This is a genomic window from Microbacterium sp., from assembly GCF_052102115.1.
GTDB lineage: Bacteria > Actinomycetota > Actinomycetes > Actinomycetales > Microbacteriaceae > Microbacterium.
In genome coordinates this window covers 1-12,277 of sequence record NZ_JBQDVP010000063.1, presented here as the reverse complement: position 1 = coordinate 12,277, position 12,277 = coordinate 1, and the positions used below count along the sequence as shown (strand labels likewise).

The window sequence follows — 12,277 nt, the reverse complement described above, 5'->3', positions numbered from 1 at the left end:
TACATCGCAGCAGCCAAGTAGCCGTTAGCTCTGAGCAGCAGCGCGTGCAGCTCGCGCAGCCTCTCGCCGGATGCGCCCGCGCTCTAGTTCCCGCTCCCTCTTGGCTCGCATCCGCTCATCCCTCTCAGCAGCGATGCGAGCATCCCGTGCCATCTCGATTGAGTAGCTGACATCGACCCTGAATGCGGCGAGCGCCTCAGCCTCGATGCGCTCTCGTGCAGCGTCGTCCATCACCATCAGATTGCATCCTCGTAGTCGTCGTTCAAGTGGACCACCTTGGTGTGCCGGATGCGTACCCGTCCGGCTCCTCGCCCGCTGAGCACCTGGACATCGAGAAGGTCTCGCACGAGTCCACGCCGCAGCTCCAGAGGCAGGGCCTTGAAACGCTCCTCCAGAGCCGTACGCGCCTCGCTGGCGTCCTCGATGGATACCCGAGGACCCGAGAGCACCGAGCGGGCCGCATGGTCGATCATGGCCGTGTGTGCGCTATTGCTCCTGGCGTCCTCGATCTCCTGGTGCAGCACACCTTCACGTAGCCGGATCGCTCGCAGCTTGGGCACCGCCTCACCCTCCGGCATCAGGTCCTCGTGAACCCATCGGCTGAGCCGTTCGCGCTCGTCGCGCAGCTTGCCTAGCTCGATCTCGACAGGCCCGAGATCCATGCCATCCGAGGGCAGCACATCAGAGGGACCGAACAGGAAAGCGGATGCCACAGCGCGGATGATGAGCGGGTCCGCGAACTCACTCTGGATGCTCTGGTGCTTCACGCTCCGATCAGGTGCAGCCTGTGACCGTGTGATGTCGCAGCGCAGCCCCGGTTTGCCGTTGCACGTCGTGGATCGCATGATGGCACCGCAGCCGCAGCGGACGATGCCGCCGCCGAGTGATTTCGTCTTAGGCCCCGGCGATGTGCGCCTCGACTTGTCGCTCAGCTTGGAGACGATGGCGTCATAGTCCGTCTTGGGGATTATCGGTTCCCATGCGGCCTTCACACCCTCCTGGACGACGCCATCGCGAGCGACCAGACCGGCAATGCGCGGATTCATCAGCAGTGTGCGGATGCTGGCGTTCGACCACTCAGCCTTGGGCATCCGACCATCTCGACGGGGCTTGTAGTCAGCCGTGACAGGCCGCAGCTCTCGCCGGTTGAATTCGCGAACTATGCCGTAGATCGAACTCTCCGGATCGTTCAGCAGATAGTGCGCAGCCCACTGGATCGCTTCAACCTCCAGAGGCTCGTGCAGCACCCAACGCCGAGTGACTCGACCGTGCCGGTTCACCTCTTGCTTGGCAGCGAATCCGAACGTTCTACGTCCCCACAGCGGCCTGCCCTCCGCCGTCTCTGCGTCGTACCGGCGTTTCTGTTTCGCGGTCCTGGATCGGATCTCTCGACGTCCGCCGACGAACAGGTTCATCGCCCGCTCCTCGCCGCCTGGAGTGCGCGGGTCCACTAGTCCCTCGTCCTCCGTGACGATGACCACTCCACCCTCGACGCACGCAGCGACCAAGGCCATTCCATCGGGATAGTTGCGAGCGAGCCGGTCTCCCGAGGTGGCGACGATCATGTCGAACTCTCCACGCTCAGCACCTTGCACGAGAGCATCGAACGCGGGCCGCTTGTGCCTCGTGCCGTCCGTGATGCTTCGACCGGTGGCAGGGATGCCGTTGTCCACGTACGCCTGACCACTGTGCTCGACGCTCCCGACCTTCCATGTGGCCTTGACGACCTCCGCGCCATTCTCTCCGGCGAGCGCAACACAGTGGTCAGTCTGAATCTCGACCTTGGGAACGTGTTCGTCCTCCTGGGAGATCCGGGCGTAGATGGCAGCTCGTTTGCTCATTGTCTAATCATAGCTATGGGAACCCCTTGCAGTTCGCCGAAGAGGCCGCAGCCCTTGACCTCATCGCCCGTGGCCGCATCGCGCTCGGCGTGAGCCGCGGTTCACCCGAGACCGCGCTGCGCGGCTACGAGGCGTTCGGCTACGTCGGTTCCGAAGACCCGCGCGGTGCTGACCTCGCACGCGACAAGTTCGAGCTGTTCCTCGAGGCGATCGACGGCGCCGGGGTCGTGCAGGGCGACCCGCAGCAGGTCGGCGAGGGCCGGTACCTGGCGATCGAACCGCGCTCCGAGACCCTGCGCGATCACATCTGGTGGGGGTCGGGTTCACGGGCGACGGCTGAGGAGACCGGTCGCAAGGGGCTCAACCTCATGAGCTCGACCCTGCTGACCGAGGCGACCGGCGCCGAGTTCCACCAGCTGCAGCGCGAGCAGATCGACCTATACCGTGCCGCATACAAGGACGCCGGCCACACTGGCACGCCGCGAGTGTCGGTCAGCCGGAGCGTGTTCCCGCTGGTGAGCGACATGGACCGCGCCTACTTCGGTCTGCGCAGCGCCGAGAACGGCGACCAGATCGGCATCATTGACGGAATGCGCTCCACCTTCGGCAAGACGTATGCTGCCGAGCCCGATGTGCTGATCTCTCAGTTGAAGCAGGATGAAGCGGTCATGGCTGCCGACACCCTCATGCTGACCGTCCCGAACCAGTTGGGCGTCGACTATAACCTGCACGTGCTGCAGGCATTCGCCGAGCACGTCGCGCCGGCGCTCGGGTGGAAGCCCAATACGGAGGGGCCCGTGCAGGGCGACGCGCCGCTATCCTGACCGGATGAGCTACTCGCTGAACGGCAGTTCGAACGACTCGGGTGTCGCCGCGCTGCGGAAGGCGCAGCAGCAACGGATGACACGGTTCTTCGTGGCATTCGCGCTCACCGAAGGAATCCTGCTCGCGGCCGGAGTGGTCGTTGTGTACCTGCTCGAGCTCATCGACCCGGAGCAGGGGATCTGGATCCTTGTGGCGATCGGAGTGCTCGGCGCGGTCGTGCTCAGCGGTTCACTGCTCTCGATGACTCGGCGTCACGCGCGGGAGATGCGAGAGCTCACGGGGTACTGATCGGCGGTGTCAGGCCGCCCGCACAGCGAACGAGAGATCGAAGACGGCGTCGACGGTGAAGCCGAGCGTCGCGATTTCATCTTCGAGACGCGTCTCGTCGGGCGGCAGTGCGCGGGTGATCGAAAGCCCGTCGACCACGGTGAGCAGGAGATCCGTCCTCCGGGCGTTGTCGCCAGGAGGCAGCACGCCCTCGTCTTCGAGGATCGCGAGCCAGGCGCGGACTCGGCGTTCGGCCTGGTCAACGAGCACCGCGTAGCCGGCTCGGATCTTCGGGTCGGACTCGGCGTCGGCGAACATGCCGAGCAGGTTGGTCCACACTTCGCGCGCCTGGGTGGGATTGCCGAAGGGATCAAGCAGTCGCCGAACGCACTCCACCAGTCGTTCGCGCGGCGGGATCGATGTGTCGCGGATGCGCTCGTCGGGCATGGCTGCGTCGTACGTGGCTGTGAGGGCCGCGTTGATCAGATCTCGCTGCGTCGGGAAATGGTGTCGCAGCGTGCTCGCGCCGACACCAGCGCGTGCCGCGACTGCCCGCACGCTCAGTCGAGGAGCGCCTTCCTGCATCATCTCCGTGGCCGCAGCGATGATGCGATCCCGTGTATTCATCACGATCCTCCCTCATCGATTCTAGACCGTTAGTACACCGTACCGGCACAGTGTGCTAGTCTCAAATCATGACCGATGACAGCATCCACCCGCAGCGCACACGCACGCTGATCACCGAGGACCTTCTCCTCGTGCTGTTCCAGCCCGATTCGGGCACGATCGCCGGAGAGAACACCCTCTTCTACGTGCTCGCCGGCGGCGTGCTGACGGACCTGGCCCGGCAGGGCGGCGCCGAGATTCGGGATGCCGGCATCCGCGGCACCCTGATCAGCGCCGCAGGTGACCCGCCCGAAGACGAGCTGCTTCGACCGATGTGGGATTACGTCCTCCAGAAGCCGCGCGGCGTGCAGGGCGTGCTCGCGGCGAGTGGTCCGACGTTGCGCGGGCCCGTCATCGAACGTCTCATCGAGCGCGGCGATCTCCGACGCGAGAAGCGGCGCGTGTTCGGGTTCTTCCCCTCCACAGCCCTCGTCGAGGGTGGCTCCGGACGCCGTGACGAGCTCATAGCGGCCATGCGCGCCGTGCTCGTCGAAGGAGAAGAACCGACCGAACGCAGCGCGGCACTTACGGCACTCGTGTCGGCGAGCGGCACGCTGCCCGTCCTTCATCGAGAGATCCCATGGTCCGGCGCCACCGCGACGCGAGCAAAGTCCCTGGAACAGGGCGACTGGGCCGCGGGTGCCGCCGCGGCCGCCGTGACCAGGACGATGATCGCCGTCGTCGCGAACTCCCTCATCACCAGTGCGGTTGTGGCGAACCGCTGACCCCCACACCCCCCGCGATCCGACGCCGTGGCGTTCGGAGTGCTCAACGACCCCTCAGGAGAGAACATGAACGTCATCGAGTTTCTACAGGACCTGATGTTGCAGGTGCCATTCTTCGTGCAGCCCTTCCTCATCGCGGCGGCCGCGGCGATTCCGTTCCTCGAAGCCGAGCTCGCCTCCGTGCTCGGCGTGTGGGCGGGCCTGAACCCGTTTGTCGCGGCGGCCTCCGCGATGGCCGGAAACTTCGCGTCCGTCTTTGTGGTTGTCGTCTTCGGCGCTCGCATTCGTGCACGGATCGTCGCGCGACGCGCACGGCGGACTGAACTCGTCACGGTCGGGCATCCCTTGGCGGATGGGGCGGAGGGTCCGGTCGGATCGAACGTCGACGACGTCAAGACCGAGTCGAAGGGCGTGAAGCGCTTCAAGCGCTTCCTTGTGCGTTTCGGCGTACCAGGAGCCAGCATCCTGGGCCCGCTCGCCATTCCCACGCAGTTCACGTCTGCCGTGCTGGTCTCAACCGGTGTGTCGAAGGGGTGGGTCCTGCTCTGGCAGGGGGTTGCGATCTTCCTCTGGACCACCATGACCACGCTGATCGCCACCGGCGTGCTGGCACTCGTGACCGGCTGAGGGTGACTCCCCCGGGGTCACCGTCCGAGCGCGCGGCGCGCGACAGCATCCGGGTCGGGCTGTTCCGCGACGAGCTTGATGATCGGCCCGATCACCGACTTCACGCTCATCATGCGCGCGGCCGTCTCACGCAGCCACGCCACGGCCGTGCCGCGACGGAACATCAGCTTCGCCAGCATCCGCGAGTTCGACTGCGCCGACTCCACGCGCGGCTTCTGCACGCGCTCCCATTCAGCGAGCAGTGCGTCGAGGTTCGCGCGGTCGGCATGCGCGAGCATCCGTCCCAGCATCCAGGCCGACTCGATCGCCATGCCCGCCCCGATGCCGGCGGTGGGCAGGAATCCGGATGCCGCGTCGCCGAGCAGCACCGCACGTCCGCTGACCCACCGCTCAGAGCGGACGTCCGTGAGCGGCCACAGGTAGGGATCCGGGTCGGCGGCGACGGCATCCAGCGCGGCCTGAAGACGCGGGCCGATCTCGGGCGCCGCCTGACGGGCGTGAGCCGCGAATGCCGCGGCCCCGATGCTCAGATCACTCGACGGCCCGCCGAGGAAGACGCCGAGCCGATCCTTGACGGGGTAGACGCCGAGGAAGAAGCCGTCGCCCCAGAGCTCTTCGCCGAGGGTCGGGTCATCGCCGAGCACGTTCGACCAGGTCACCCAGCCCGACCATCCGGTTTCGAGGGAGGCGACGTCGCCGACGTCGAGCAGATCGCGGGTGCGCGAATGGATGCCGTCCGCGGCGACGAGCAGGTCGAAGGATGCCTGCTCGCCGGTGCTGAACGTCGCTCGCCCGTCATCGACGGCAGTGACAGTGGTGCCGAAGGACACCGGGCAGCCGTCGGCGGTCAGCACGTCGATGAGCGCACCGCGGTCGATGCCCTGATAGTCGCCGTGGACCTCGAGCAGTGCGCCGAGGTCGTCGGAGCGGAGCGTCTTCCCCCGGTGCGAGCGGAAAGCGTAGCGAGCCAGTGGCGTGCTGCTGGCGAGGTAGGCGTCGTGCGCTCCGATGTCCCTGAGAGCGGCGTCGACGATCGGCATGAGCGCGAGCATGTAGCCGGGGTGCTCCATCTGCGGCATCCGTTCGATGAGCACCGGGTGCAGTCCCTGCGTGCGCAGCATCGCCGCGAGCGTGAGACCGGCCACACCGGCACCCGCGATGACGACCCGCAGACGGTCGTCGCGCTGGGTATCGAGCTGCTGCTGCAGCGGGGTGGTGGTGAGCATGATTCCTCCCTCGCCCCAGTCTCCCAGGCGCCGACGCCAGCCGCTCCTCCCCGGGCACAACTTCGGACCGGCGACCAGACACGCCGGCGAGCAGGCGGATCCTGCGGCGTGTTGCGGCTGGGCCCCGAAGTTGTGCCCGGAGTCAGGAGGCAGGCGGCAGGAGGCAGGCGGAGGCAGGCGCCAACGCCCCGGTACGCTGGAACCCATGCTGAATATGGCTGAGGGGCTCGAACGTCTGCGCGCGCTCGCCGAGGGACCGGTCGTATCAGCGGTCGCCGCCGCGTTCCAGAATGCGGGGTTCGAGCTCGCCGTCGTCGGCGGACCCGTCCGAGATGCGCTGCTCGGGCGAGCGGTGAACGACCTCGACTTCACGACGAACGCCTCGCCCGACGAGATCCTGAAGATCGTCACTCCGATCTCGACCGCGCAGTGGGACATCGGCCGGGCGTTCGGCACGATCGGCGCTCGGATGCCCGTCCCCGGCGGCGCGGGCGAGCAGGTCGAGATCACGACCTACCGCGCCGACAGCTACGACGGCGTCACCCGCAAGCCCACCGTCGAGTTCGGCGACACGATCGAAGGCGACCTGGCTCGACGTGACTTCCTCGTCAACGCGATGGCGCTGCAGGTCCCCGAGATCAAGCTCGTCGATCCGACCGGCGGCGTCGAAGACCTCGTGACCGGCATCCTGCGCACGCCCGCCGACCCGAACGTCAGCTTCGGGGACGATCCACTGCGGATGCTGCGCGCGGCCCGGTTCAGTGCGCAGCTCGGCTTCGAGATCGAGGCGCGCACCCGCGAGGCGATCGGGCGCCTGCGCGAGACGCTGAAGATCGTGAGCCCCGAGCGCATCCAGGGCGAGCTCGTGCGCCTCATGCAGACCGACGACCCGGTCCGTGGCATCCGCGTCCTCGTCGACACCGGCCTGATCGAGGAGTTCCTGCCCGAGGTCAGCGCGCTGCGCCTCGAGGTCGACGAGCACCATCACCACAAAGACGTCTACGAGCATTCGCTCACGGTGCTGACGCAGGCGATCGAGCTGGAGCACGCACGCAATCCCGGTGACGCGCCCGATGTTCCGCTGCGGATCGCTGCGCTGCTGCACGACATAGGCAAGCCGCGCACGCGCAAGCTCGAGCCCGGCGGAGCGGTCACGTTCCACCATCACGACGTGGTCGGGTCGCGCATGGCGCGCAAGCGCCTGCAGGCTCTGCGCTTCGACGGCGTGACGACGGATGCTGTGGCCACCCTCATCGAGCTGCACCTGCGGTTCTTCGGCTATGCCGAGGGGGCGTGGACGGATGCCGCGGTGCGCCGTTACGTGCGCGACGCCGGCGACGTGCTGGAGCGGTTGCACATCCTCACTCGTGCGGATGTCACCACCCGCAACAGGCGCAAGGCCGCACGCCTCGCGAGCGCTTACGACGATATTGAGAAGCGCATCGCCGACCTCCGCGAGCAGGAGGAGATCGACTCGATCCGCCCCGAACTCGACGGCAACCAGATCCAGCAGATCCTCGGCATCACCCCGGGGCGCGAGGTGGGCGAGGCGTACAGGTTCCTGCTCGACCTGCGGCTGGACGAGGGCGTCCTCGGCCCGGATGCTGCCGAGCAGCGTCTGCGCGACTGGTGGGCTGCGCGGGGGTGACCCCTCGCGGGATAAACATAACAAGTGTAATGTTGTGCCCATGACCGAACTCGTGGGCACGTTTGCGGACGACGCATCCCGCTCGCGCTTTCTGAACGCCTTCGAGCGGGCGATGGGCTCCTGGCCCGCACGCGACGATCGCCTGGTGGAGACGAGTTTCGGTGCGACCATGGTCTCCACGACGCGCGACGGCGGGGACGCAGCACCGGTCGTGCTCGTCCAGGGCGGCGGCAGCACGATCGCGGCCTGGGCGCCGTTCGCCGATGCGTGGCGCCGGGATCGGCCGGTCGTCGCCATCGACATGGTGTGGGATGCCGGTCGCAGCATCCAGTCGCGGCCGGTGACCGACGGAGCCGATGCAGCGGTCTGGCTCGACGAGACTCTTGCCGGCCTCGGTATCGAGTGCGCGCATCTGGTGGGGTACTCGTATGGCGGTTGGGTCGCGCTCAACCAGGCCGCGCGGAAGTCGGAGCGATTGCTGAGCGTCACCGCGATCGACCCGCCCGGCGCGATCACCGGCATGCCGATCGCGGCGTGGTGGCGGATGCTGCGGATGCTCCTCGGTGGTGAGCAGCAGTACCGCTCGTACCTGGCGTGGGTGCGTGGCGGACGACTGCCGGAATCGACGATGATGCAGGTGATGCTCGCGGCTCGCACCGAATTCACGCAGCGCGGAACGCCCCGGCCGAAGCGGCTCTCGCCCGATGAGTGGCGGGCGCTCACGACACCGCTCACGGTCATCCTGGCTGGGCGCAGCCGCTTCACCTCGGCTCGGGCGGCCATGACGGTGCTGCGCCGCGAGGCCCCACAGGCCGAGGTGGAGGTGTTCGCCGATGCCACGCACGCCGTGCTCGTCGATGAGCCCGAACGGATCATCGATCGCGTGCGCCAATCCACCGGCCGTCACGATCGTAGCGACGGATGAGCGGTCAGGGCGCAGGGGACGTGCCGCAGCGCCTGATCCTCGCCGCGACCGAGGTGATCGCGGCCGGGCAGCATACGGCCATGCCGTTGCGGGCGGTCGCCGAACGGGCGGGGACCACGACCGGCGCGATCCAGCACCACTTCCGAAACAAAGAGGGACTGCTGCTCGCCGTGCTCGCGCGGCACGGCGAACGCACGGTGGAACGGCTGCGGGCACTTCGGACGGATGCGCCGCCGCCCCCTCCGGCCGTCGCCCGTGCCGTTCTTCTCGAGTTCCTTCCGTTCGACACCGAGCGCCGCGACGAAGCGTTCGTCGCCCTCGCCTTCGAGGGGCTCGCCGCAGGGGACGCCGCGGCGGGGAACGGTGACCTGGCCAGGGCCTACCGTGAGCAGTACGCGCTCCTCGCAGGGCTGCTCGCGGAGCATCTGCCGCAGAGCACGCCGAGCGACATCGATGTCATTCTCGCTGCCGTCGGCGGCATCAGCACTGATCTGCTCCTGCGCCGCATCACCGGTGCACAGGCGGTGAGCCTGGTCGACCACCTGCTCGGGCGGTTCTCGTGATGAAGTGGTTCTCATGATTGAGCTGCTCACATGATGGAGATGCGCGACATCGAGGTGTTCCTGGCGCTCGCCGACGAGCTGCACTTCGGGCGCACCGCCGGACGGCTCCATCTCACGCCCGCGCGCGTGAGTCAGATCGTCAAACAGGCCGAGCAGCACGTCGGAGGCACGCTGTTCGAGCGCACGAGCCGTCGTGTGTCGCTCACTCCGCTGGGCGTGCGCTTGCGCGATGAGCTGGCCGGAACGTATGTCGAGATCCAGGATGCGCTCGAGCGTGCTCGGCGCTCGGCGCAGGGCTCTGCGGGTGTACTCACGCTGGGAACCGTGACCTGGCGCACAGAGCTACTCGACTCGGCACTCGAGCGCCTCGTCGCGCGGATGCCGCAGCTCGAGGTGGTCATCCGCACGATCCCGTTCAGCGACCCGTTCGGCGACCTGCGTTCCGGTGCGATCGACGCGGCGATCCTGTGGCTGCCGGTACGGGAGCCGGATCTCACGGTCGGACCGCTGCTGGGCACGGAGTCGATCGTGCTCGCCATGGCGACTTCGCACGCGCTCGCCGATGTCGAGTCGCTGACGCTCGAAGACCTCGCCGACGTGACGGTGATGGGCGGCGCACGCCCCGAATACTGGCGCGAAGGGCTCGTGCCCACCCGAACGCCGAGCGGTCGAACCATCCGCGTCGGTCCGACGGTGAACTCGACGGAGGAGATGATCCCGATCCTGACCACGGGAGAGGCCGTCTCGCCGATGCACGCGCACACCGCCGAGTATCTGCCGTTGCCGGGTGTCATCTATCGGCGCATCGATGACGCACCGCCGGCGCAGTGGGTCCTGGTGTGGCGGACGGCTGCAGAGGATGATCGCGTCCTCGCACTCGATGATGCGATCCAGGCGATCCGGCCCGCATGACCGCGATGACGCGCACGGTTGTCGCGGGTGTCGCGTAATCCATGGGATGCGAGACGCCGAGGAGGGCGACTAACCGCCTCGGGTTTGATGCCGAGGCGGTTCACGTTCAAGTTTTCGTATACACAATCTTGTGAGTTTCGTATACGCTAATGGTATGAGTGAGCATCTATTGCACGGTAAGCCTGTGACCGACGAGCAGATTCAGGCATGGGCGGACGAGGCCGAGGCCGGTTATGACCTGTCGAAACTCCCCAAGCCTCGACGCGGTCGGCCACCCGTAGGCGATGGCCCAGGCGCCGTCATTCCCGTGCGACTCGACGCGTCGACCATCGCGGCTCTGACCGCGCGAGCTGAAGCTGAGGGCATCACCACGCGCTCTGATGCGATCCGCGCCGCGGTGCGCGAGTGGGCACACGTTGCCTGACCTACACAAATCGGCCCGCAAGCACTACCGGCGTGACCAGCTTGACGACTCAGTTGTGCTCTACGCCACCGCGCACGTTCTGCATTCGCGCCCGCTCGACGACGAAGATGACCCACGCAGGTGGCTCATGGTCGGCGCCGACCCAGCAGGTCGTCTGATCGAGCTCGTCGCCCTGATCTACGACGACGGTTACGAGTTGATCATCCACGCCATGAAGGCGCGAGCTCAGTTCCTCGATGAACTGTAGACCAGGCTAGGTCGGTACTCACGCGTCGAACCTCCGCCATTGCCATCTGCGATTGAGGAGATACGTCTCTTTCGTCGCGCGTTCCGCCCGCCGGGCAGGTGTCTCGCAACCTCGGTGTCTCACAACCCATGGGATGCGAGACAGCTGTCACTGCACTTGGTCCAGCACCCAGCACCGATGAGTCGTCTCGTATCGCTAGGGGTTTGGGGCGATGCCTACTCATGGCAAACGCTGGTCCTGGGGTCAGGCGGCCAGTGCAGGGGTCGATCCCGCTCCTCTGAGCCCCACCACCAGTAGCGACGTTGTGTCTCTCCCCCACCTGGGTTCCTAGTCGACAATTGCGGCCCATTGCATCGAGGGATGTCCTCGATCCCGCCGAGTTGCAGGGACCATACTTGGACTCATGACGATGGACCGAGGTGCCCAGAACCCGCACAGTTCGTCAACGAGTGGTCAGAATCAGTCAGCCGCTGAAAAAGATCTCCTCGCTAGCCTTTACGTCGCTCATGCTGAGGCAGAGATGGTTGGTTGGGACTTCTCGCGACTGGATGAACGGTGGACTGTCGACGAACCATGGTGGGACTTCGAGAACGACTGCGTTGAAGCGATGCGCGCGACTCGCAAGGGCATTCTCGATCTCGGAACCGGTGGTGGTGAGCGCCTTTCATCCCTCGTGCGCTCGATCCGTGGAGCGCGAGAACCCCTACCTCGGATCTGGGCGACGGAGGGATGGGCACCGAACGTTCCGATTGCGCGAGAGCGCCTTGCGTCCTGGTCCATTCCTGTTCTGCAGTACGACACGGATGCGGGCGAGTTTCTGCCGATCCCTGAGCGGAGCCTCGGGCTGGTGATGGCCCGCCACGAGAGTTACGACGCCTCCGAAGTGGCACGAGTCCTCGCCCCCGGCGGCCGGCTACTAACTCAACAAGTTGACGGCTTTGACGCCCCCGAGATTCACAAGTGGTTCGGGAGCGATTTCTCTTATCCAGACGTCACAGCAGACGTTTATGTCCAACGCCTCCGGAATGCTGGAATGCGGATCGACCAAGTTGACCAGTGGGAGGGACAAATGCGGTTCGCCGACACCGCAGCCCTGGTCACTTACATCGGGCTCGTCCCGTGGGACGCACCCGGGTTCTCGATCGAAGCACACGCTCAACGCCTCATAGATCTCGAGGCCTCAGCGCCAATAGTTGTGACTCAACGTCGATTCCGAATTTACGCCACTCGTGAATAAGGCGTCGCTCCGAAGGCGACGCTGCCGGATCGTTGGGCACCGGAGAGCAGGCGGTCAAGGCCGATGGCGGCGTGCCGTGTGCGATGCATCCCTGCGGGAGAGGGTGTCTCGTAACCTCACTGTCGCATAACCCATGGGTTACGA

15 protein-coding genes are annotated in these 12,277 nt (G+C 66.4%); 11 read left to right on the top strand and 4 right to left on the bottom strand.

Annotated features, from left to right (window positions below; all coding sequences use genetic code 11):
• Positions 1-24: 24 nt before the first annotated feature.
• Together ACTICP_RS14320 and ACTICP_RS14315 are read right to left on the bottom strand one after the other, a co-directional pair.
• Positions 25-237, bottom strand: a complete 213-nt coding sequence (locus tag ACTICP_RS14320; protein WP_441893506.1) for a hypothetical protein — start codon at positions 235-237, stop codon at positions 25-27.
• Positions 237-1,841: a recombinase family protein gene (locus tag ACTICP_RS14315; RefSeq protein WP_441893504.1), complete on the bottom strand. Its 1,605-nt coding sequence runs from the start codon at positions 1,839-1,841 to the stop codon at positions 237-239. The genes ACTICP_RS14320 and ACTICP_RS14315 overlap by 1 nt, the downstream gene beginning before the upstream one ends.
• Here ACTICP_RS14315 and ACTICP_RS14310 point away from each other — a divergent pair.
• Both ACTICP_RS14310 and ACTICP_RS14305 read left to right on the top strand, forming a co-directional pair.
• Positions 1,841-2,665, top strand: a complete 825-nt coding sequence (locus tag ACTICP_RS14310; protein ID WP_441893502.1) for an LLM class flavin-dependent oxidoreductase — start codon at positions 1,841-1,843, stop codon at positions 2,663-2,665. The genes ACTICP_RS14315 and ACTICP_RS14310 overlap by 1 nt on opposite strands.
• 4 nt (positions 2,666-2,669) lie before the next feature.
• Positions 2,670-2,954 carry a hypothetical protein gene (locus tag ACTICP_RS14305; RefSeq protein WP_441893500.1) on the top strand — a complete coding sequence of 95 codons (285 nt, stop codon included), beginning with the start codon at positions 2,670-2,672 and terminating at the stop codon, positions 2,952-2,954.
• A gap of 9 nt (positions 2,955-2,963) precedes the next feature.
• Here the strand turns inward: ACTICP_RS14305 and ACTICP_RS14300 are convergent, their stop codons facing one another.
• The gene (locus ACTICP_RS14300; protein ID WP_441893498.1) at positions 2,964-3,560 is read right to left on the bottom strand and encodes a TetR/AcrR family transcriptional regulator; all 597 of its coding nucleotides are present in this window, start codon (positions 3,558-3,560) and stop codon (positions 2,964-2,966) included.
• A gap of 68 nt (positions 3,561-3,628) precedes the next feature.
• On the opposite strand from ACTICP_RS14300, the gene ACTICP_RS14295 reads away from it, so the two are divergent.
• Complete coding sequence (locus ACTICP_RS14295) at positions 3,629-4,324, top strand: GOLPH3/VPS74 family protein (RefSeq protein WP_441893496.1); 696 nt, start codon at positions 3,629-3,631, stop codon at positions 4,322-4,324.
• Between the two features lie 66 nt (positions 4,325-4,390).
• Positions 4,391-4,951 carry a small multidrug efflux protein gene (locus tag ACTICP_RS14290; protein WP_441893494.1) on the top strand — a complete coding sequence of 187 codons (561 nt, stop codon included), beginning with the start codon at positions 4,391-4,393 and terminating at the stop codon, positions 4,949-4,951.
• Between the two features lie 17 nt (positions 4,952-4,968).
• On the opposite strand, the gene ACTICP_RS14285 is transcribed toward ACTICP_RS14290, so the two are convergent.
• Positions 4,969-6,177 carry an FAD-dependent oxidoreductase gene (locus ACTICP_RS14285; protein ID WP_441893492.1) on the bottom strand — a complete coding sequence of 403 codons (1,209 nt, stop codon included), beginning with the start codon at positions 6,175-6,177 and terminating at the stop codon, positions 4,969-4,971.
• Positions 6,178-6,382: 205 nt separating this feature from the next.
• On the opposite strand from ACTICP_RS14285, the gene ACTICP_RS14280 reads away from it, so the two are divergent.
• The 7 genes from ACTICP_RS14280 to ACTICP_RS14250 all read left to right on the top strand — a co-directional run bounded on the left by ACTICP_RS14280 (position 6,383) and on the right by ACTICP_RS14250 (position 12,133).
• A complete protein-coding gene (locus tag ACTICP_RS14280) occupies positions 6,383-7,825 on the top strand; it encodes a CCA tRNA nucleotidyltransferase (protein WP_441893490.1) in 1,443 nt (480 codons plus the stop codon).
• Between the two features lie 40 nt (positions 7,826-7,865).
• Positions 7,866-8,750, top strand: a complete 885-nt coding sequence (locus tag ACTICP_RS14275; protein WP_441893488.1) for an alpha/beta fold hydrolase — start codon at positions 7,866-7,868, stop codon at positions 8,748-8,750.
• The gene (locus tag ACTICP_RS14270; protein ID WP_441893486.1) at positions 8,747-9,313 is read left to right on the top strand and encodes a TetR family transcriptional regulator; all 567 of its coding nucleotides are present in this window, start codon (positions 8,747-8,749) and stop codon (positions 9,311-9,313) included. Before ACTICP_RS14275 ends, ACTICP_RS14270 begins: the two co-directional genes overlap by 4 nt.
• A 39-nt stretch (positions 9,314-9,352) precedes the next feature.
• Positions 9,353-10,225: a LysR family transcriptional regulator gene (locus tag ACTICP_RS14265; RefSeq protein ID WP_441893484.1), complete on the top strand. Its 873-nt coding sequence runs from the start codon at positions 9,353-9,355 to the stop codon at positions 10,223-10,225.
• 154 nt (positions 10,226-10,379) lie between these two features.
• Entirely contained in the window at positions 10,380-10,649 is a 270-nt protein-coding gene (locus ACTICP_RS14260) for a ribbon-helix-helix protein, CopG family (RefSeq protein WP_441893482.1), read from the top strand.
• Positions 10,642-10,896 (top strand): toxin, encoded by a 255-nt coding sequence (locus ACTICP_RS14255; protein WP_363514529.1) that lies wholly within the window; start codon positions 10,642-10,644, stop codon positions 10,894-10,896. Before ACTICP_RS14260 ends, ACTICP_RS14255 begins: the two co-directional genes overlap by 8 nt.
• A gap of 403 nt (positions 10,897-11,299) precedes the next feature.
• Entirely contained in the window at positions 11,300-12,133 is an 834-nt protein-coding gene (locus ACTICP_RS14250; protein WP_441893478.1) for a class I SAM-dependent methyltransferase, read from the top strand.
• The last annotated feature ends 144 nt before the right edge of the window (positions 12,134-12,277 follow it).